Origin of the sequence: Jatrophihabitans telluris (genome assembly GCF_023516435.1) — a bacterium.
Lineage (GTDB): Bacteria > Actinomycetota > Actinomycetes > Mycobacteriales > Jatrophihabitantaceae > Jatrophihabitans_A > Jatrophihabitans_A telluris.
Genome location: NZ_CP097332.1, coordinates 3,972,520 through 3,992,759, shown reverse-complemented (window position 1 = coordinate 3,992,759; position 20,240 = coordinate 3,972,520). Strand labels below are relative to the sequence as shown.

General features: G+C 68.5%; 22 protein-coding genes. 15 read left to right on the top strand and 7 right to left on the bottom strand.

Annotated features, from left to right (window positions below):
• Nucleotides 1-48 precede the first annotated feature (48 nt).
• Nucleotides 49-792, top strand: coding sequence for a response regulator transcription factor (locus tag M6D93_RS18395; protein ID WP_430667247.1), 744 nt, complete (start codon nucleotides 49-51; stop codon nucleotides 790-792).
• A gap of 6 nt (nucleotides 793-798) precedes the next feature.
• Nucleotides 799-2,325, top strand: a complete 1,527-nt coding sequence (locus tag M6D93_RS18390; protein ID WP_249771539.1) for a sensor histidine kinase — start codon at nucleotides 799-801, stop codon at nucleotides 2,323-2,325.
• Here the strand turns inward: M6D93_RS18390 and M6D93_RS18385 are convergent.
• The 3 genes from M6D93_RS18385 to M6D93_RS18375 are packed head-to-tail and all read right to left on the bottom strand — an operon-like array spanning nucleotide 2,315 to nucleotide 4,592.
• Nucleotides 2,315-2,620 carry a hypothetical protein gene (locus M6D93_RS18385; RefSeq protein ID WP_249771537.1) on the bottom strand — a complete coding sequence of 102 codons (306 nt, stop codon included), beginning with the start codon at nucleotides 2,618-2,620 and terminating at the stop codon, nucleotides 2,315-2,317. The two genes, M6D93_RS18390 and M6D93_RS18385, sit on opposite strands and share 11 nt — an antisense overlap.
• A gap of 6 nt (nucleotides 2,621-2,626) precedes the next feature.
• Nucleotides 2,627-3,517 carry an SIS domain-containing protein gene (locus M6D93_RS18380; RefSeq protein WP_249771535.1) on the bottom strand — a complete coding sequence of 297 codons (891 nt, stop codon included), beginning with the start codon at nucleotides 3,515-3,517 and terminating at the stop codon, nucleotides 2,627-2,629.
• Nucleotides 3,518-3,563: 46 nt separating this feature from the next.
• A complete protein-coding gene (locus M6D93_RS18375) occupies nucleotides 3,564-4,592 on the bottom strand; it encodes a carbohydrate kinase family protein (protein WP_249771533.1) in 1,029 nt (342 codons plus the stop codon).
• A gap of 217 nt (nucleotides 4,593-4,809) precedes the next feature.
• On the opposite strand from M6D93_RS18375, the gene M6D93_RS18370 reads away from it, so the two are divergent.
• From M6D93_RS18370 to M6D93_RS18330, 9 genes are all read left to right on the top strand, one after another.
• Nucleotides 4,810-6,168, top strand: coding sequence for an ABC transporter substrate-binding protein (locus tag M6D93_RS18370; RefSeq protein WP_249771531.1), 1,359 nt, complete (start codon nucleotides 4,810-4,812; stop codon nucleotides 6,166-6,168).
• Nucleotides 6,169-6,178: 10 nt separating this feature from the next.
• Nucleotides 6,179-7,147, top strand: coding sequence for a carbohydrate ABC transporter permease (locus M6D93_RS18365; protein WP_249771529.1), 969 nt, complete (start codon nucleotides 6,179-6,181; stop codon nucleotides 7,145-7,147).
• Nucleotides 7,148-7,156: 9 nt separating this feature from the next.
• Nucleotides 7,157-8,038 (top strand): carbohydrate ABC transporter permease, encoded by an 882-nt coding sequence (locus tag M6D93_RS18360; protein WP_249771527.1) that lies wholly within the window; start codon nucleotides 7,157-7,159, stop codon nucleotides 8,036-8,038.
• Nucleotides 8,035-9,093 (top strand): D-2-hydroxyacid dehydrogenase, encoded by a 1,059-nt coding sequence (locus M6D93_RS18355; protein ID WP_249771525.1) that lies wholly within the window; start codon nucleotides 8,035-8,037, stop codon nucleotides 9,091-9,093. The genes M6D93_RS18360 and M6D93_RS18355 overlap by 4 nt, the downstream gene beginning before the upstream one ends.
• A 2-nt stretch (nucleotides 9,094-9,095) precedes the next feature.
• Nucleotides 9,096-9,854 (top strand): DeoR/GlpR family DNA-binding transcription regulator, encoded by a 759-nt coding sequence (locus M6D93_RS18350; protein ID WP_249771523.1) that lies wholly within the window; start codon nucleotides 9,096-9,098, stop codon nucleotides 9,852-9,854.
• A 110-nt stretch (nucleotides 9,855-9,964) separates the two neighbouring features.
• Complete coding sequence (locus M6D93_RS18345) at nucleotides 9,965-10,192, top strand: hypothetical protein (RefSeq protein WP_249771521.1); 228 nt, start codon at nucleotides 9,965-9,967, stop codon at nucleotides 10,190-10,192.
• On the top strand, nucleotides 10,185-10,871 hold the full coding sequence (locus M6D93_RS18340) for a polysaccharide deacetylase family protein (protein ID WP_249771519.1): 687 nt from the start codon (nucleotides 10,185-10,187) through the stop codon (nucleotides 10,869-10,871). Before M6D93_RS18345 ends, M6D93_RS18340 begins: the two co-directional genes overlap by 8 nt.
• 9 nt (nucleotides 10,872-10,880) lie before the next feature.
• The gene (locus tag M6D93_RS18335; protein WP_249771517.1) at nucleotides 10,881-11,159 is read left to right on the top strand and encodes a hypothetical protein; all 279 of its coding nucleotides are present in this window, start codon (nucleotides 10,881-10,883) and stop codon (nucleotides 11,157-11,159) included.
• Nucleotides 11,156-11,839, top strand: coding sequence for a polysaccharide deacetylase family protein (locus tag M6D93_RS18330; protein WP_249771515.1), 684 nt, complete (start codon nucleotides 11,156-11,158; stop codon nucleotides 11,837-11,839). Before M6D93_RS18335 ends, M6D93_RS18330 begins: the two co-directional genes overlap by 4 nt.
• A 3-nt stretch (nucleotides 11,840-11,842) precedes the next feature.
• Here the strand turns inward: M6D93_RS18330 and M6D93_RS19445 are convergent, their stop codons facing one another.
• Both M6D93_RS19445 and M6D93_RS18320 read right to left on the bottom strand, forming a co-directional pair.
• On the bottom strand, nucleotides 11,843-12,223 hold the full coding sequence (locus M6D93_RS19445; RefSeq protein WP_283818610.1) for a ClpX C4-type zinc finger protein: 381 nt from the start codon (nucleotides 12,221-12,223) through the stop codon (nucleotides 11,843-11,845).
• 117 nt (nucleotides 12,224-12,340) lie between these two features.
• Nucleotides 12,341-13,309, bottom strand: coding sequence for a hypothetical protein (locus tag M6D93_RS18320; protein WP_249771513.1), 969 nt, complete (start codon nucleotides 13,307-13,309; stop codon nucleotides 12,341-12,343).
• Between the two features lie 131 nt (nucleotides 13,310-13,440).
• Between M6D93_RS18320 and M6D93_RS18315 the strand changes: the two genes are divergently transcribed.
• The 4 genes from M6D93_RS18315 to M6D93_RS18300 are packed head-to-tail and all read left to right on the top strand — an operon-like array spanning nucleotide 13,441 to nucleotide 17,942.
• Nucleotides 13,441-14,292 carry a fumarylacetoacetate hydrolase family protein gene (locus M6D93_RS18315; protein WP_249771511.1) on the top strand — a complete coding sequence of 284 codons (852 nt, stop codon included), beginning with the start codon at nucleotides 13,441-13,443 and terminating at the stop codon, nucleotides 14,290-14,292.
• Entirely contained in the window at nucleotides 14,292-15,677 is a 1,386-nt protein-coding gene (locus M6D93_RS18310; RefSeq protein ID WP_249771509.1) for a family 4 glycosyl hydrolase, read from the top strand. Before M6D93_RS18315 ends, M6D93_RS18310 begins: the two co-directional genes overlap by 1 nt.
• Entirely contained in the window at nucleotides 15,677-17,398 is a 1,722-nt protein-coding gene (locus M6D93_RS18305) for an IlvD/Edd family dehydratase (RefSeq protein WP_249771507.1), read from the top strand. The genes M6D93_RS18310 and M6D93_RS18305 overlap by 1 nt, the downstream gene beginning before the upstream one ends.
• A gap of 4 nt (nucleotides 17,399-17,402) precedes the next feature.
• Nucleotides 17,403-17,942, top strand: coding sequence for a Rossmann-fold NAD(P)-binding domain-containing protein (locus tag M6D93_RS18300; RefSeq protein ID WP_249771505.1), 540 nt, complete (start codon nucleotides 17,403-17,405; stop codon nucleotides 17,940-17,942).
• Between the two features lie 92 nt (nucleotides 17,943-18,034).
• On the opposite strand, the gene M6D93_RS18295 is transcribed toward M6D93_RS18300, so the two are convergent.
• A complete protein-coding gene (locus tag M6D93_RS18295; RefSeq protein WP_249771503.1) occupies nucleotides 18,035-18,664 on the bottom strand; it encodes a class F sortase in 630 nt (209 codons plus the stop codon).
• Entirely contained in the window at nucleotides 18,657-20,168 is a 1,512-nt protein-coding gene (locus tag M6D93_RS18290; protein WP_249771501.1) for a choice-of-anchor G family protein, read from the bottom strand. Before M6D93_RS18290 ends, M6D93_RS18295 begins: the two co-directional genes overlap by 8 nt.
• Nucleotides 20,169-20,240: the final 72 nt, after the last annotated feature.

Here is a 20,240-nt window from a genome sequence, read left to right as displayed (position 1 = left end):
CCTTCGGTAAGGCAACCCCCGACAACGCTGCCGTCGGGAGCGCTGCCCTTGACGACACCGTCGGGAACCCTGCCCTCGGGGACGCTGCACCGGCCGGACGGCGGGCCGCCGCGAGCGCTGGTGGTCGATGACGAGCCCGGCATCACGGACGCGCTGGTCAGCGCACTGCGCTTCGACGGCTTCGAGGTCCGTGGCGCATTGGCGGGCGCGGACGGCCTGCGCATCGCCGAGCAGTTCCTGCCGGACCTGGTGGTCCTCGACATGATGCTGCCCGACCTGGACGGGCTGGAGGTGCTGCGGCGGCTCAGGCTCGGGTCCGAGCACGTCTGCGTCCTCTTCCTCACCGCGCGGGACGGGGTCGCGGACCGCATCGCGGGAATCTCGGCCGGGGCCGACGACTACGTGACGAAGCCGTTCAGCCTGCAGGAGGTCCTCGTCCGGGCCCGGGCACTGGTGCGCAGGGCGGGCCTGGCGCGTTCGCGGGACGGCAACCGGATCGTCGTGGGTGACCTGGTCATCGACGAGGACGCGCACGAGGTTCGACGCGGTGCGAACCTGCTCGAACTCACCGCGACGGAGTTCGCCCTGCTGACCTACCTCGCTCGCAATCCGAGGAGGGTGCTGTCGAAGGCCCAGATCCTCGATCAGGTCTGGGATTACGACTTCGGTGGGCAGGGCCACGTCGTGGAGTTGTACGTCAGCTATCTGCGAAAGAAGCTCGACCTGGGACGCCCGCCCATGATCCACACCGTGAGAGGCGTCGGGTACGTCCTCAAACCGGCGACGGACTGATCAGCCGTGCGCCCCTCGGCCTGGACGCTGCGCACCCGCCTCAGCCTGCTGCTGGCCGCGCTGCTGTTGATCGCCTGCGCGGGAGTCGGTGGCGCGAGCACGGTGGCGCTTCGTTCGTTCCTGTTGCATCGGCTCGATCAGCAGCTGGACGCGGCCGGAAACCGTTACGCCATCGCGTTGGAGCACAGTGACCAGGGTGCGGACAACGCCGAGACCTCGACGATCGGGCAGTCGGCCGGGACGCTCGGAGCGAGGGTATCCGCCGGGACCGTGACGGCCGCCGGGGTCGTACCCGACGCCAACGCCAACATCAACCCCAACGCCAACGCCACCATCAACCCCAACGCCAACCCGAACATCAATCCCAACGCCAACCCCAGCGTGAACGCGACGGTGTCCGCGGCCGACAGGGCCCGCCTGCTCACCGTGGCCGCGACCACCGGCCGGCGTTCGGTCGCCTTCCCGGACCTTGGCCACTACCGGGTGCTGGTTCTCAACGGCCGCGACGGCGACGTGCTGATCACCGGGCTCCCCGAGACCGGGGTGCACCAGACCGTCGCGCACGTCCTCCTCGTGGAAACCGCGGTCTTCGCCGTTGTCGTGGTGCTGGTCGCCGGTCTGGGTTCGCTGGCGGTCGGCTCGACGCTGCGGCCCCTACGGCGAATGACCGCCACGGCAGGCCGGATCGCGACGCTGCCGCTCGCCGGCGACCCGCAATTACCCGAGCGCGTCGAGGCCCCGGACGATCGCACCGAGATCGGGACGTTGGCGTTGGCCGTCAACCACATGCTCGACCACGTCGAGCAGTCCTTGAACGAACGGCATCGCAGCGAGGAGCGGCTGCGCCAGTTCGTGGCCGACGCCAGCCACGAGCTTCGGACCCCCGTCGCCGTCATCCACAGCCACAGCGAGCTGATCGCGCAGCAGTCCGGCCCCCTTCCGGGGCAGGTGAGCGCGTCGCTGGAGCGGATCGCGGCCGAGTCCACGCGGATGGCGCGCCTGGTGGACGAGCTGTTGCTGCTGGCGCGACTGGACGCCGGGCAGCCGCTGGCCCAGGTGGACGTCGACGTCAGCCGCCTGGTGCTGGAGACCGTGGAGGACGCCCGTCTGACCGATCCGACCCATCGCTTCGATCTGTCGTTGCCGCCGGAGCCTTTGTCGGTAACCGGCGATCCGGATCGACTACGCCAGGTCCTGGTCAACCTGGTGGGCAACGCCCGCCATCACACCCCGGCAGGTACGCGCGTGACGGTGTCGGGACGGGCCGACTCCGACGGTGTCCTGCTGGAGGTGCACGACGACGGACCGGGTATCCCGCAACACCTGCTGCCCACGGTGACGCAGCGTTTCGTTCGCGCCGACAAGGGACGTAGCCGTGCCCGCGGCGTGCCCGTCGCCGACGGCGCCTCGTCCGGGCTGGGGTTGGCCATCGTCAGCGGGGTGGTCAGCGCGCACCGCGGGCGACTGTCGCTGGACAGCCGAGCGGATGGGACCACCGTCCGGGTGTGGCTGCCCGGTCCGGCTAACCCGTGAGCACCCACTGGACCCAGACGCGTCCCGGCGCTACGTCGAATTCCTCGGCCAGCACGGCCGAAACGCCGTTGACCGCGGCCGCCATCAACTCCGGCGGCCGCGCGCGCCCGTGCAACAACGCGGTCGGCCACGCCGAGTCGGGCTGCTCGCCGGTGGCGGCCGGTCCGGCCGGGCTGAACATGGAGTGGACATCGACGGGCCGCAGTCCCAGCGCGCCGGCGACGGCCTGATTCACCTTGTGCAGCAGGGCTTGTGCCGATTCCGTGGGCGGTCCGTGCACGATGATGACCGGCATCGGTGGTCAGTCCAGCTGGACCGAGCGCGACAGGTACGGGGGCACGTCGGGATTGCGGCCCGCCGCGGCCGCCATCGCCACCGCCAGGCGGTGGATGGAGACGAGTTCCGCCTGCGGGTCCAGAGTCGGGATCACCAGCCGCGCGCCGGTGGCCAGGACCCCGTCGGAGACCGAGTCCGGGACCGGGACCAGCGGCCACACGACGGTCCCGGGTCCGGCGGCGGAGATGGGACCGTGCTGGTACTCCATCACCGCGTAGGCCTCGGCCCACATGCCCGATGATTCCAGGCATTTCAGCGCGGCCTCGTGGGCCAGGCCGAGAGAGAATCCGGTGCCGAGAAAGACGACGTGTTCGGGAGTGTCGGGCAGGTCGCGGGTCAGGGCCTGGGCCGCCTGCTCGGGCAGGTAGCCCAACTCCCGCTGCAGGCTGGCGCGCAGCAGCGTGAACGCCGTCGAGGCGAAGCGGGTCTGGACGACGGACACTTCGTCGGCGTAGGCCATCATGATCACGTCGTCGCACACGTCGATCATCGGCGTCTGCGGAGTCCCGACGATGCCGACCACGCGGTGGCCCTGGGAGCGCAGGTCCTTGGCCAGGCTGATCACGTCGCTGGTGGTGCCCGAGCGGGACAGCACGATCACGGTTTCGTCCGGTTCCACATAGGAAAGCTCGGTGGGGACGAAAGCCCGGGTCTGGCCCTTGCCGAGGGCGTTGCGCAGGCGGGCGTAGGCCTCGCCGATGTAGTACGAGGTCCCGCAGCCCAGGAACAGGATCTTCTCCCCGTCGGCGGGCAGCGGTACGCCCGCGGCGACCTGCGCGAGTGCCCGGGCCCACGTCTCGGGCTGGCTGAAGATCTCACGCAGCGTGTTCTCCGCATAGGTGGCGCTCTCGGTCATCGGTTCTCCCAGTAGTCGTGCTTGTGATGAGCTGCAGGCGGTTCGGTTACGGGCGGTGGGCAGTCGGGGACAGGCGCGCCACTTCGGCGTCCCGCTCGGCGGGGGTCAGCAGGCGGCCGGTGCCGCCGTGACCGGTGACCGACACCCGGCCGGCCGCGATCGCCGCGGCCAGGCAGTCGGCAGGGGCGGCACCGGCGAGCAGGCCACTGAGGTAGCCGGCGTTGAAGTTGTCCCCGGCGCCGGTGGTGTCCACCGGTTCGAGCGGCTCGGTGCAGATCTGCCAGCTGCCCTCGGCAGTGCCGTCGGTGACGTACCCACCGTTGCCGCCGAGCTTGACGGCGACCGTGGGCCCACGTCGGGCCAGCGCCCGCGCCGGCTCGACGAACCAGTCGGGCGAGCCGGGCGTGGCCTCGATGTCCAGCCGCGCGCACAGCTGCTCGAGCTCGGCGGCGTTGGGCAGCAACAGCGACAGGTGCGCCAGCAGCTCGGCGATGTCGTCCCAGCGTTGGGCGGGGTCCCAGCCGGTGTCCAGGGACGTGCTCACGCCGCGATCGCGCAGGTCCTTCAACAGCGCGGCCAACCCCGGCCGTAGCGCGTGCTGGAGGAAGATCGAACTCACGTGGACGTGTCGAGCGCGGGCAAGGGCCGCGGGGGGTACGTCGCCGGCGGCCAGCGCGGCCATGGCGCCGGGGTAGGTGAGCAGGGCCCGATCGCCGCCCGGGGCGTTGACGACGACCGTGATACCGGTGCGCAGTTCAGGTCGCACGATCACCGCGGACGCGTCCACGCCGGCTGCGCGCAACATCGTGACGGCCCCGCGGCCGAACTCGTCGTCACCGACCGTGGCACAGAGCCCGACCGGCACACCGAGAGCGGCCAGCGCGGCGGCGGTGATCGCTCCCGAACTGCCCAGAGTCAGACGGCTGTCGCTGAGTTCGGTCTCGACCTGGCCGAAGGACACCGTCGCCGACGGCGCGCTGAGCAACAGGTCCGGGTTGAGCTCGGCCAGCACCAGCACCTCTACCGGCACCTCTACTGGCACCTCTGCCGGCACGTCGGAGTCGATCGATGTCACCGCGCCAGATTAAGGGGGGATTTCGGCCAGGTCAATCAATACTGAGCAAAAGTGAGCAGAGAAGTGCCGTTACATGAATGGTATTGACGTTTCGTGCGCGGCAAACTAGAACTAGGACCACAGTCAACTGGCGGTCGATGACAGGGTGACGCCGTCGTCACGCTCGATGGCCTGCCACCCGCACACCACTGGCCACTTGAATCAGGGAGTCCTCACGATGGATCTGTCACGGCGCGGTTTTCTGGCCGGCTCTGCGGGAGCTGCCACGCTGCTCGGGCTGAGTGCCTGTACCTCCGTCCACTCCAACTCGGGTACCACCGACGCCACCGTCAAGGCGAGTGGCTCGACCGGTGCCAAGTCGAGCCTCGGCCCGCAGACCGGGCAACTCACCTTCGCCTTCTGGGGTGGCAGCACCGGCGAGACGGCCGGCTTCAACTACGTCAAGCAGAAGTTCGAGGCCGCCAACCCGGGCGCCAAGATCACCCTCAAGGTCGTCCCCTACGACGGTTTCTTCGCCGGTATCGACCGGGGCATCCAGGCCGGCAACGCACCCGACATCTTCCGGGTCGACTACACCACGATGGGCAAGTACTCCTCCGCGGGTGCGTTGATGGACCTGACCCAGTACTTCAGCTCCAGCGACATCGATGCCTTTCTCCCCGCCCTGTGGGACGCCATCAAGTACCAGAACATCCCGTTCGGCGTGCCGCATCAGACCGACTGCACCGCGATCGTCTACGACAAGGACGCCTTCGCCAGCGCCGGCATCACCTCGGTCCCCGACAGCCTCGCCAACGCCTGGAGCTGGGACGAGTTCTCCCAGGTCGCGACGAAGCTCCGTTCTGCCCTGCCGGCCAGCAAGTTCCCCTTCGCCTACGACTGGACCAAGGCCGGGGCCTACCGATGGCTGAGCTTCCTCTACCAGGCGGGCGGTTCGCTGCTGACCCCAGACCTGAAGAAGTCCGCCCTGCCCAGCGCGGCGGGCACGAAAGCACTGGACTTCACCAAGAGCTTCTTCACCAACAAGTGGGTGCCGGCGTCCAACACCATCAAGGGCGCGAAGTACTCCGACGAGTTCTTCCTCGGCAAGACCGTGCCCATGACCTTCATCGGCGACTTCCTGGTGCCGGAGATCGCCGACCCCAAGAGCGGCTACAAGGGCAACTGGGGCGTCACGTTCATGCCGAAGGACACCGCCGCCGCAACCGACCTCGGCGGCAACGCGATCGTGGCGAACAAGGCGACCAAGAACCCCGATCTGGCTGCGGCTTTCCTGAAGTTCATCGTGTCCGAAGATTCGATGAAGTACTTCTGCGAGCAGGCCATCGAGCTGCCGACGCTGAAGTCCCTGGCCTCGTCCTCGCTGAGCTACGCCACCGCCCCGGACGCGGTGAAAGTGTTTGCCCAGCAGGCGACCACGCTGTCGCAGACCATCACCACCGAGACGTCGGTGCCCGCCTTCAGCAAGATCAACACCCTGCTGCAGGACCAGCTCGAGCTCGCCTTCAACGGGCAGGCCACCGCCAAGACGCTGCAGGCCATCGCTGACGGCGTAAACACCTCCATCGGCAGCTAGGTTCGACCTCATGAGTTCATCGCCTTCGCTGGTCACCGAACTACCGGCCGAAGCGCTGCAAGGCAGTGCCGGGCTCCGGCCCCGGCGCCGACGGGCCGTGACCAGCCGAGGTCACGGCCCGACGGCAGGCGCGTTTCTGCTGCCGAACCTGGTGCTGGTCGCCGTCTTCCTGCTGCTGCCGCTGGTCTGGGCCTTCTGGCTGTCCATGCAGAAGATCGGCTCCCTCGGGCCCTCCCAGTTCCTCGGGATCAACAACTACGTCGACATCATCCGCGACTCGGTCTTCTGGGAAGCGCTGTGGAACACCGCGCTCTTCACGTTGCTCACCGTCCCGGTGGGCATGGCGGTGGGCTTGGGCATGGCGATCCTGCTCAACGGCGTGCTGCCCGGACGCAAGCTGATCCGATCGATCATCTTCCTGCCCCTGGTCATCTCCGGCGTCTCGTCCGGCCTGATCGGCGCCTGGATGTTCGATCAGTACTCCGGCTTCGTCAACAACTTCCTGCACGCCCTGGGCATCAACGGTCCGGACTGGCAGTCCAACGGCAAGTGGGCGATGGTCTCGCTCGTCCTGGTCACGCTGTGGATCCGGGTCGGGTTCGACATGATCATCTACCTGGCCGGCCTGCAGGGTGTCGACCCGGAGTACCACGACGCCGCCATGGTCGACGGTGCCTCGGCGTGGCAGCGGTTCCGCGCCATCACGCTCCCACTGCTCGGGCCGTCGACGTTCTTCCTGCTGATCATGAACCTGATCTACTCGTTCCAGGTCTTCGACACCGTCTACGCCATGACCAACGGCGGTCCGAACTACAGCACCACCACCCTGGTCACCTACGCCTACAAGGTCGGTTTCGATGAGCACGGATCGGGCGAACTCGGGTACGCGGCGGCGATCGGCGTGGTGATCTATCTGATAACGCTGGTGATCACCGCCCTGAACTGGCGGCTGTCCCGTAACCGCGACCTGGCCAGTTAGGACGACACGATGGCAACGACGATGCTGGCCTCCACCAGCCCCCGCAGCGATCGAGTGATGCGCAAGCGGGCTCGCGGTCGCTTCTACTGGCTGCGGTTCGCGCTGGCCCTGGTGATCGCCCTGGTCATGCTGTTCCCGCTGTACTGGATGCTGCTGACGGCCGTGTCCACGAAGGCCGATCTCTACCGCAGCGGCCTGCATCTGTGGCCGGCGCATTTCACGCTGGACAACTTCCGTGACCCGATCCGCAACTTCCCGGTGACCCGCTGGTTCCGCAACTCCCTCGTCATCGCGGTGCTCGTCACGGTGATCACCGTGCTGGTGAACCTGCTCGCCGGTTTCGCCTTCGCCAAGCTGAACTTCCGCGGCAAGAACCCGATCTTCCTGTTGTTGCTGTCGACCATGATGATCCCCATCCAGGCGATCATGGTGGCCCAGTTCAAGCTCGTCGTGAAGCTGAACATGTTCGGCAGCATCTGGGCGGTCATCCTGCCCAGCAGCGCATCGGTGTTCGGTATCTTCCTGGCCCGGCAGTTCTTCATCGCGATCCCCGACGAACTGCTCGAAGCGGCCCGCTGCGACGGCGCCGGTATCTTTCGCACCTTCCGCTCGATCGTCCTGCCGCTGTGCCGGCCACTGGTCGCGGTACTCACCCTGATGACTTTCATGTACGAGTGGAACGACTTCACCTGGCCTCTGATCGTGTTCTTCTCCGACAACCAGAAGTTCACCGTGCCGATCGGCCTGGTCACCGACATCAAGGGCCAGTACACCACCAACTACGGAGCGATCATGGCCATGAGCCTGTTGATGGCCCTGCCGATGGTGGTCCTGTTCGTCGCCTTCCAGAAGTACTTCGTCCAAGGCCTCGCCCGCTCGGGTATCAAATGAGCCGTGCCGCGTTCACCGGCCGGGCGCGGATCAACTACCTGTCCACGCTTGCCTTCGACGAGGATTTCCTGAAACGGATCGCGAGCTGTTGCCAGGACGTCGAGGTCCGGCAGTGGACCTGCGATCACGACAGCGAGATCCCGGACGAGGTCTGGGCCCAGGTTGACGTGCTGCACACGTCCACGGTGTTCTGCCACCCCCGACAGGCGCCCCGGCTGCGCTGGGTGCAACTGGACACCTCCGGCGTCGATCACCTGCAGGCCCTGCCGATCTGGGCCCACCCGGCCGGTCAGCAGATCTCGCTCACGACGATCGGCGGAGTCTCACCGGTACCGCTGGCCGAGTACGTGCTCTGGTCGATCCTGGGCACCGCGCACCGGCTGCCCGCGCTGCTGCAGGCGCGGTCCGGGCACGACTGGCCCACACCCGAGGACCGTTGGCAGCGGATGCTTCCGGCCCCAGTGCGCGGCGCGACCGTCGGCGTCGTCGGTTACGGCCGGATCGGTCGCGAGATCGGCCGGCTGGCGCAGGCCTTCGGCATGCACGTCCTCGGGGTCAGCCGGACCGCGGGGCGGCGCGTCGCCGGTGCCGATGAGTTCTACGGCGCCGCCCCGCTCGAGACGAGTCCTGCCGCCGTGGAGTTGTTCGCGCCGGAGCAGCTGAGCGAGGTCGCCCGCCGCTCGGACTATCTGGTCGTGGTCGTGCCCTTGACCGCAGCCACCCGCGATCTCGTCTCGGCCGAGGTGCTCGACGTCCTCAAGGACCAGGCGGTGCTCATCAACGTGGCCCGCGGCGGGATCGTCGACGAGTCAGCGCTGCGTGCGGGGTTGCGCAGCGGGCGGATCCGCGCCGCCGTGCTGGACGTCTTCGACGATGAGCCGTTGGCCGCCGACAACTCCTGGTGGGACGAGCCGAACGTGTTCGTGACTCCGCATGTGAGCGGACTTGCGCCCGACTACTCTGCTCAGGTGCTAGACATCGTGTGCGAGAACCTGCGTCGCTTCGACGCCGGGCGCCCGTTGCTGAACCTGGTCGATCGAGTGCAGGGATACTGAGGATGCTGAGTCATGAGCGCAAGCGTGAGGTGCTGAGGCATCTGCGTTCGCACGGCATCGGTCAGGTGAACGAGCTGGCCGAGGCCATCGGCGTCAGCGCGTCCACCATCCGCCGCGATCTGAAGGAAATGGATTCCCAAGGGCTGCTCACCCGGGTGCACGGCGGCGCGAGCCTGATCGAGAACGACCTCGAGGTCGCCCACATGGCTCGCCAGAGCGAGCACTCGGCGCAGAAGCGGCGCATCGGTGAAGCGGCGACCAGTCTGGTCAAGGACAACTCGACGATCCTGATCACGGGCGGGACGACGACCGAGGCCATGCTGCCGTTCCTGCACGGGCGCGACGGCCTGACGGTGCTGACCAACGGGCTCAACGTGGCGGTACAGCTGTCCCGGCAGGCCAACATCACCGTGGTCGTGCTGGGCGGGATCCTGCGGCACGCGGAGATGTCGCTGCTCGGCCCGCTGGCCGAGCACGCGATGGAGGAATTCCGGGTGGACACGGCGTTCACCGGCACCTACGGACTGGATGCCTCGGTCGGTCTCACCGGGGCATCGGTGCACGAGGCCAGCACGGACCGCAAGCTGTTGGAGGGCGTCGGGTCGCTGGTGGTGCTGGCCGACAGCACCAAGTTCACCCAGCGCGGCCCCGTCCGCCTCGCCAGCGTCGAGCAGATCGACGTGGTGATCACCGATTCGGGGGCACCGTCGAGCGCCGTGCACGAACTGCGCGCCGGCGGGGTCGACGTCCGTCTGGTCTGACCCGCGAGCCGAACGGGTTCGCAGGCACGCAAACGAAGGGGCAGTAACCGATGTCGTTGTCGCGGCTTCGCCAAGCGATGACCAGGGCCAAGAATCGCGAAGGTATTCCGATGATCGTCGGCCTGGTCGACGAGCGCACCGGTGTTGCCTTCCCGGCCGCTCAGCATGCGGCCGTGCGTGCCGATGGTCAGGCCTTTGCCGCGCGGGTCGCCCAGGCCAAGCAAGCCATGGGACCGACGATGCGCGACGGCGACAACGGGGGCGTGATCAGCTGCCTGGTCGTGGCCGCGCACGAGCTGACCCCGCTCGCTGAGTCGGTGGGACCGGAGCATGGCTGACCTGGGCTTCGGCCGCCACCTGAACGCCCTGACCGAAGGCCATTTCTTGCGGGTCGTCAACTACCACAACACCCCGCCTTCCCAGGCCGGCGCACTGCGGGCGGAATTGTCAGCCCTGGCCGAGACCTTCGACACGATCACCCTCGCCGATCTGGACGGCTTCTTCGCGACCGGCCGCTGGCCGACGTCGCGCCCGGTATTCGTCCCGGTCTTCTACGAGGGCTACCGGAACTCCGCGACCGTGGCAGCGCCCATCCTCGATGATCTCGGCCTGACCGGGGTGTTCCCGATCTGCACGGGCTTCGTCGACTGCCCACCCGCCGAGCAGGAGTTCTACGCCCGCTCGCACTGGATCGGGCTGGTGCCCGAGGAGATCGGGCAGGACCGGCTGGCCATGACCTGGGATGAGATCGGTGAGCTCTCGGTACGGCACCTGGTCACCCCGCATACCGCCTCCCACGTCGGCATCAACGACGTTTCCTCCGACGACACCGATGACTTCTGGCGCGAGGTAGTCCAGCCCAAGCAGCGGATGGACGCCGTGACCGGTCAGTCCGCGCCGGCTTTCGCCTGGCTCCACGGGACATCCTTCGGGGTGTCGGCACCCCACGACGAGGCGCTGATAGCCGCCGGATACCGCTACCTCATCGGCAACACCCTGATTCACCGGATTGGATGATCGCAGCAGATGACCGAGAAACACGCTGCCGTGTCGGGCCTTTCGGCCTTGCGCGCGGCACAGGACAGGGACTTCGGCAGCGAGGGAATCCCGATGGTGCTGGCGCTGTTCAGCGTGGGCGCACCGGCGCCCACGGTCGGGGACCCGGCCGTGCTCGCCGACGGCGGCCGGATCGCCGCGCTGTTGAGCGCGGTCCGCGCCGATGCGTTCGCCTCCCAACGCGAGGGGGATCTGGGCTGTCTGATCTCGAGCCTGCAGGCCACCAGCGTGATCGTGAACGGGCAATGAGCGCGATGCCGGGCTTCACCGAGCATCGTGATGCCATTGCGGCCGGCCGGTTCATCCGGGTGGTCAATTACCACAACACCCCCGATTCACAACGCGAATCTCTGGCCGCCGAGTTGGGCGCGCTGGCCGCCAGATACCGCTGCGTCTCGCTGGCCGAGCTGGACACCTTCTACGAAACGGGAGCCTGGGTCTCCTCCGAACCCGGCTTCATCCCGGTCTTCTACGAGGGTTACCGGAACTCGGCCGAGGTCGCGGGTCCTGTGTGCGACGCCCTGGGTCTGTCCGCGTGGTTCTTCGTGTGCACCGGGTTCGTCGACTGCCCGCCCGCGGAGCAGGAGGCTTTCGCCCGGTCACACAACATCGATCTGGTCCGAGAGGAGATCGGACGAGACCGGCTGGCGATGTCCTGGGACGAGGTCGCGGCGCTGTCGGCACGGCACACCGTCACGCCGCACACGTCCTCCCACGACGGCATCGCCGACATCGTCACCGACGAGGACCTGCTGCGCGAGATCGTGCGCCCCAAGCGCCGGATGGACGCCGTCACCGGACAGAACTCACCGGCCATGGCCTTCTTGTGGGGGAGTCCGTTCGGTGGATCGGCCCGGCATGACCAGGCCATTCGGGAAGCGGGATACCGGTATCTGGTGAGCAACACCATGATCCAGCGGCTCGTCTGAGGCTCACGGCTCGTCGGAGAATCTGCCCCACGCCGACTGGCGGGTCATGCCCAGCGCTTCGCCGACGCGGGCCCAGGTCAGGCCGCGCTCGCGCGCGTGATTCACCCACAGTTTCAGGCTTTCCTCGACCCGAGCGGCGGACGCGGCGATCTTGGGCAGGTGCTCCAGCAGTTCGGTGTCGGTCATGTCCTGCCAGGCGGCGATGTCCCGTGTGGCTCCGGCGTCCGGTTCGTCGCCCGGGTGCTGTGCCCGCTCGCCCGCGAGGATCGTGGTGCAGAGCCCAACGCACTGGTCGCAGATGTACACCCCGGGTCCGGCGATCAGTTTGGCCACCTGCGGGGCGGCTTTGGTGCAGAACGAACAATGGAGCACGGTGGTCGGCATCGGCCCTCCGGAGGAAGCGGTGGCGTCAGGGCGCCCCTGACGGTGTCAGGCTGCACCTTACGCGTGTCAGGTTGTCCCTGACAAGCCTCACGTCCGCACGTCCTGCGCCGAGCGAGGTCACGGCGACCGGCGATGGACGGTCGCGGGCCGCGGTAGCGCCACCCAGACATCGCTCGTCAGCTCGCTCACCTGCGTCGTGCCGCCACTGACGCGCAGGTGCAGCAGCCGGTCTGCTTGCCGCACCACGATCTCCACCGTGCCTTCGCCGAGCGAGCTTGTCGTGGCGGCTACCGCAGCCGCCGGCTCGGGCCGGCCCAGCTCGGCCCGCTCGACCCGCTCGACCACCATGGTGGCATCGGTGTCGGTGACCGTGATGAGTTGGACGATCCCGCCCTGATCGATCCCGACCAGTTGCCAGCCCTCGGACCGTCGCACCGCGGCGCCGGCCACCACCAGTTCGCGCCAGTCGCCCTCGATCCTCACCACGGGCGCGTCCCCCACGAACAGTGCGCCGACACCGTCAGAACGCACAACGGCAAGAGCGACCCTGCCGGCGAGGGCGGCAATGCTCGCGGAGCGAACGCCGGCGATCGTCGGGCCGTCCGCAACCCAATCCAGCGTCGGGTAGTTCGACGCGCCGGAGACCACGCACCGGTCCGCGGCCACCGTGATCAGCGAATCATTCACCGCCACCGGACCATTCCCGCTCGGGCCGTCCGGCAGTGGGCCGTCGTGGACGAAGCCGTCGGTGGGGGTCCAGTACCAGCGTTGCCGGCCGTCGCTGCCTTCGGTAGCCACCTCCAGAAAGTTCGGGCCGAAGGGAACCTGGGCGATGCTCACCCGGTTCAGCAGCGATCGGGTCGGCACGTGCAGCCCGCCGCTCCAGCGGCCAAGGGCAGCGCCGGCGTGCCGCTCGTCCAGGTCGGCGTTGAACCAGAACACCCAGAAGCCGTCGAGAGGATCTGGGATGACGAGTTCGAGATTGCCGCGCTGTCCGTAACTGCCCTGCGCGAGTCCCGGAGTTCCGGCGGTGGGCGGAAACGGCTCGACGTGGCGGACGAGAACACCTCGAGAATTACGTTCCATTCAGTCATTTTCGAGCAGAAACAAGCATTGTCAACAGTGCAATGCTCATTTATGCTCGACGGGCGGTGTGCGGGCGACGATCGCTCGCGCAGCCGCATCCGACGTCCTCCCCTCGAACGGAGTCCTGAAGCATGCGGCTTGCCGTTGTGCGTATCGATGACCACGCCACGCCCGCCGTGCTGCTCAGCGACGGACCCCAGCAATGGGTACAGCCGGTCTCCCTCGGCGACGCTGAGACCGCCGACCCCTGGCTCGGCTGGCTTCGTGCCGGGGCCGACGCCGACGCGATTACCCCAGTGGGGCAACGGGTTTCGTTGGCCGAGGCCCAGCTCGCGGCGCCGCTGCGTCGGCCGGGCAAGATCATCGCCATCGGTCTCAACTACGCCGACCACACGGCCGAGACCGGGCTCGAGGCCCCGGCCGAGCCGCTCACCTTCGCCAAGTACAGCTCATCGATCACCGGTCCCCACGACGAGATCCGCATTCCCAAGAGCGTCACCACCGACGTCGACTGGGAGGCCGAACTCGCCGTCGTCATCGGCGCCCGGTGCGGGCCCTCCGAGCGCGGCACCCGCGCCCACATCGCGGCCTACACCGTCGCCAACGACGTCTCGGCGCGGGACGTGCAATTCCGCGATGGCCAGTGGACGCGGGCCAAGAGCATGGACACCTTCTGCCCCATCGGCCCGACCCTGGTCACCGCGGACGAGGTCAGCGACCCGCACGGGCTGCGCATCTACACCGAGGTCAACGGCCGTCTGATGCAGGACGCCAGCACCGCTGACCTGATCTTCGACATCGACTTCCTGCTCGACTACCTCACCGAGACGACCACGCTGGAACCGGGCGACCTCATCCTCACCGGGACGCCGCCGGGCTGCGGTGGATTCCGCACCCCGCCGCTGTTCCTCGGTGACGGTGACCTGGTGGAATGTGGCGTGGCCGGAATCGGCCTGCTGAGCAACAGGGTGAGGTACTTCTGATGAGCCGCGCGCTCGGCCACGCCCCGCAGCACAGCATCGTCCTGATCGGTGCGGGCAGTGCTGTGTTCACCCGCGGTCTGCTCGCCGACCTCATCTCCGCCCGCGATCTGGGCAGCTGGGACATCCGCCTGGTCGACGTCAACGAGGTCGCGCTGTCGAAGGCGGTAGGCCTGGCCGAGAAGATGATCGCCGCCCGTGGGGCCGAGGAGCAGATCAGCGTCAGCGGGTCCGTCGATCGGCGATCGGTGCTGCCCGGCGCGGAGTTCGTGGTGACCTGCGTCGGCGTCGGCGGGCGGCCGGCCTGGCAGACCGACCATGAGGTGTGCATGGCTCACGGCGTCTTCCAGCCCGTGGGCGACTCGATCATGCCGGGCGGCATCTCACGGTTGATCCGCACAACACCGGTCCTGGTCGACATCGCCCGCGACGTCGTCGACCTCGCCCCCCAGGCACACTTCTTCAACTACTCGAACCCCATGACCGCCAACGTCATGGCCATGACGAAGTACGCCGGTGCCGACGGTGTCGTCGGTCTGTGCCACGGCATGCACCACGTGCAGCATCACCTGGCGGCGTTCATCGGCAAGCCGTTCGAACAGACCTCGACCCTCTACGCCGGCATCAACCACCTCACGTTCATCTACGACTTTCGCTGGCAGGGCGCCGACGCGTGGCCGCTCGTGCGGGCGAAGGTGCTCGCCGAGCTGGCCGAACCACCGAGTCCCGGCGATCTCGGCAATATCTTCGCCGACGCCACCAAGGCGTGGAACAACCCGTTCTCGTGGGAACTGTTCCTGCGCTACGGCGCGTTCCCGGCAGCCGAGGACCGGCACGTGACCGAGTTCTTTCCCGAACGCTGGCCGCGCGGCGCCTACTACGGCAAGACCCTCGGGGTGGACGCGTATTCGGTGCCGGAGATCCTGGAGTGGGGCGAGAATCGCTACCAGTCGATGATCGCCCAGGCCGACGGCACGGTGCCCCTGGACGAAACCGTCTTCGACCGCTCGACCGGCGAGCAGGAACAGCTGATCGCGATCATCCGATCGGTGCTGACCGATTCCCGCGAGATGTTCAGCTGCAACGTGCTCAACAACGGCAGCGTCCCCGGCCTGCCCCACGACGCCGCGCTGGAGATTCCCGGTGTGGCGACGGCGCGTGGCATCCGACCGATCGCGGTGCCCGACCTGGGCGCGCCACTGACCGCCATCCTGAACCGGCGGTTGTCCTCGGTCTATCTGTCGGTGGAGGCGGCCATGAACGGTGATCGTGACCTGGTCGTCGAGGCGATGATCGCCGACGGGGCGGTCACCGATCCGTCGGCCGCCGCCGCGCTCACCGATGCGCTGATCGAGGCGCAGCTCGAGCACCTGCCCCGGTTCCGCTGATGGGCACCCTGCGCAGTGCCGCCTGGTTCGCCGCGAAAGGCAAGACCGGCATCATGCACCGGTCCTGGCTGCGCTCCGAGGGTCTGCCCGACGACGCTCTGGACGGCACCCGTCCGGTGATCGGAATCGCCAACAGCTGGTCCGAGCTCACGCCCTGCAACCTGCACTTCCGCGAACTGGCCGAACATGTCAAGCGGGGCATCTGGCAGGCCGGCGGCGTCCCCTACGAGTTCCCGACGACCTCGGCCGGTGAACCGCTCGTCCGGCCGAGCGCCATGATCCTGCGCAACCTGATCTCGATGGACCTCGAGGAGACCCTTCGGGCCAACCCGCTGGACGCGGTGGTGCTGCTCGCCGGTTGCGACAAGACCACACCCGCCTACCTCATGGGCGCGGCCAGCGTCGATCTGCCCACCCTGTTGATCACCGGCGGCCCGATGCTCAACGGCAAGTACCGCGGCACCGACATAGGATCGGGAACCTCGATCTGGCGACTGACCGAACAGTTCCGCGCGGGCGAGCTGTCCGCGGCGGAGCTGGCCGAGGCCGAAGGCTGTATGGCCCGGTCCAACGGTCACTGCATGACCATGGGTACGGCCTCGACGATGGCGCTGCTCACCGAGGTGCTCGGCATGCAGTTGCCGGGCAGCGCCGCGCTGCCCGCCAACGACTCGCGCCGCAAGAAGCTGGCGCACCTGGCCGGGCGGCGGATCGTGGAGATGGTCGGCGAAGGCCTGCGCCCGTCGACGATCCTCACTCGGGCCGCGTTCGAGAACGCCGTCCGCGCCAATGCCGCCATCGGCGGGTCGACGAACGCGGTGGTGCATCTGCTCGCCCTGGCCGGACGGGTGGGGGTCGAACTGAGCCTGGACGACTTCGACGCGCTGGCCGCTGACGTTCCGACCCTGGTCAACCTGATGCCGGCCGGACAGTTCCTGATGGAGGACTTCTGCTACGCCGGCGGCCTCGGTGTCGTGGTCGAGCGGATGGGGGATCTGCTCGACCGCCAGGCGCTGACCGTCACCGGTCAGCCGCTGGGTCAGAACTATCTCGGAGCCGAGTGCTTCGACGACCAGGTCATCATGACCGCCGAATCTCCTTTGAAACCCGCGGGTTCTGGCATCGCGGTGCTGCGGGGGAGCCTGGCGCCCAACGGTGCGGTGATCAAGCAGTCCGCGGCGTCGCCGGAGTTGCTCGTCCATACCGGCCGGGCACGGGTGTGGGATCGCGTCGAGGACTACCTGAGCGAGGCCGACGATCCCGACTGCGACATCGAACCCGACGACGTGCTGGTCATCCGCTACTCCGGTCCCAAGGGCTACCCGGGCATGCCCGAGATCGCCAACGTGGCCTTGCCCAAACGCCTGCTGGAGAAGGGGATTCGGGACATGGTGCGGATCTCCGACGCCCGGATGTCGGGGACGTCCTACGGAACCGTGGTCCTGCACGTGGCTCCCGAAGCCGCCGACGGCGGTCCACTGGCGCTGGTTCGAAACGGTGATCGGATCTGCCTGGACGTACCCAACCGGAGCCTGGAGCTGCTGGTCGAGGAGGCGGAGCTGGCCAAGCGACGATCGGCCTGGCAGCCGCGGCCCGTGCCCGGAACCGAGCGCGGCTACCTCCGGCTGTTCGTCGATCACGTCGGCGGCGCCGACACCGGTGCCGATTTCGACTTCCTCGTCGGCGGCAGCGGCGACGCGGTTCCCCGTCAGGCCTTCTGAGCCGATGCCGGCGCCCGTTCTCGTCCTCGGCGCGACCGGCATTCTTCGACCCGCGGTGGTGCGGCTGGTCGAGGACGGACGCACGGTGGTCGGGGTGGCCCGGTCGGCGCCCGAGCTTGCCGAACTCGCCGCCGTGCTCGGTCCGCGGCTGATTCCCGCGGCCGCCGATTACCTCGACACCCAGGGCTTGTTACGAACCCTCACCGCCATCGTCGCGTCCTTCTCCGCAGCCGTGGTCTACGCCCCGGTGGCCGACGACGAAACGCTGGCCGTGCTGCGGCTGCTCACCGACGGCCCGGTCGTCGACCTGCTGGTGAGCGAATACGCCCAACCCGCCCCAGGGGCCGACCCGGCCGCCTTCTGCCTGTCCGAGCTTCCCGCACGCCAGGCCGCGCCTTGGCGGTCCCTGCTGCTCGGCTGGACGAGTGAGGGACGGTGGCACACGCCGGAGGAGATTTCCGCGGCGGCAGTTGAGGTTCTGGCCACTGGACAGGACACCCTGCTCGGCGTCGTCCGGCCCTGGAGCACGCGCCCGGCGTCCTGAGCGCCGCCGGCGGGTGGGTGACAGCGGCCGGCGGCACGTGGGTGACGGCGGCCGGCGGCGGGTGGGTGACGGCGGGTGGGCGACGGCGGCGCTCAGCGCGCGATGACCGGGGCCGGCTTGGCGGTGACGACGATGTTGGACAGGTAGCTGTGTGCCTTCGTGTCCAGCGTTCCGCCGCAGGTGACCAGGGTCAGCACCCGCGGGCCGCCGGGCCGGAAGATCGAGGCCGGCAGCCCGTCGGACTTGAGGTAGCTGGTCAGGCCGGTGACCCGCCAGGCCTGGGTGCGGCCGCTGCCGCGGGTGATGACCGCATCGCCCACGTGCAGCCGGCCGATCCGTCCGAAAGCGCCGGTGCCCTGACCGGCGTAGTTCACGTGCCCGGTGAGCAGCAGGTCGCCGACGGTCCCGTCCAGCCCACCACCTCCGACGTAGTGTCCGACTCGCTGCACGTCGCCCGGGATCTGCAGGTAGTCATCGGCCCCCACCCGCGCCGGGTCGATCGGCGCCGTCACCGACTGACCGGGCAGCGACACGGTGTCGCGGGGGAAGCGGGCCGGGACTACCACCGGTGCCAAGTGGCGCGCCGAAGAGGTCACGGTCTTGGGCAGCGGCACCACCTCGGCCGTCGCGGAACGGTGCCACGGAAAGCACAGGTAGCTGAGGACCGCGAACGCGGCGAGCGCAGCACTGGCCAGCAGTATCGCCCGCCGCCGCTCAGTCATGGCGTCGCTCAGACAGGCGTCGCTCAGACAGGGGCCGCTCAGACAGGGGCCGCCGGCGAGCCGGCATGAGGGCGGCGGCCAGCGCCACCACGGTGAATCCGGCTCCGGCGCCCAGCAGCCACCCCGGTCGGCTACCCGAGCTGCCACCGCCGGCGTCGATCTTGATCCTCGACCTTCCAACCGGCGGATTGCTGACCGCGGACGGTGTACTCGCCGGTGCGGGCGCGTCGGTCAGGACCGAGCTGGGCCCGACCGACGCGCTGGCCAACACCAACTGTGCGCTGGTGGCGCCGGAGCCGAGCTTGAGCTGCACCGCGGACTCGGTGAAGGTCCCGCCTGAGCTGGCCTGCCCGTTGACGATGATGTCGAGGTTGGCGGCGAACGCCGAGGCCAGTGGCAGGAAGACCGTGTTCGCGAACTGCGCGGACGCGTCGGTAAGGGCCTTGGTGAGGGATCCGGACACCTGGTCGAGCGTCGGGGTCAGCAGCTTCAGTTGGCCGGCGTCGATCGGGGTGCCTGCGATGCTGAATCCCAGATTGGCGAAGGCGTCGGCGTAGCGGTGCTGCAGCGTGCTGAGCATGGACGAGACCGCGGTCGGGATCGACGCGGACAGGGCCCTGCTCAGGTACGGCATCAACGAGGTGTTCGGGGGCAGCCCGTTGAGATCCAGTCCTGCGGCCTTCAACAACGCGGCCAGGTCGATGTGGACCGTCCCCGTCTTGAGGTCGCCGGTGATCGCGCCGCCACCCAGCGACAGCGAGGTCAGCGCGTCAGCGGCCGATGGGAACCTGTCGATCCCGGTCACGGTTACGACGCCGAGGCCGGCGGAGTTGAGCTGACCGGCCATCGAGGCCAGCGAGCTGCTGAGCTTGTCCACCAGCGGCCCGGTCACCCCGGCCAGGGCGGGTGAGCTGAGGTCGAGAGTCAAGCCCGCGATCTGGTAGGTCCCGGTCTGTGCGCCGGCCGCGCCGCTGGCTTGGTCGGCTTTCGCGGACAACGCTCCCAGGCCCAGCCGCACGTTGCCGAGCCGGCTCAAGGGGGACGCCTCGCTCATCCCGGACAGGTCGAGGCTGGCGTCGGCCGGCGCGGCAGCGGACCCGCCGACCGCGATGCCGCCGGAGTTGCTGATCGCCCCGGAGGCGCCATGGGCGGAACCGTCGGGATTCGCCTGCGCGAACTGACTGACCGCGCCGAGGTGGACGGCGTCGTGGCCGGGAAGTTGCCCAACGCCGGACAGCGGCAGGTTCACGGCGTTCATCAGGGCATGAACCGACAGGGTGTCCCGGTGGGTGACGCTGTCGCCGCCGGAGTTCACCGCGGTGACCGGGTCGATGCCCGCGACCTGGTCCAGCGAGGTTCCGCCGATCACGCCCGACAGGAACTGGCCCCGGGACTGCGACACAACCGCGCCGGCGCCGGCCGGATCGTCGGCGACCACCACCGCGCCGAGGAGCAGCGGGCCGGTGGCCAGCGCCGTCAGCGCCGCCTTCGTCTTCAGCAGCATCGCGTTGTCGCCCGTCCCGTCGCTAAACCTCGGTAACCATCCGTGCGCTGGCTTCAACGACAGGTGGCCCTC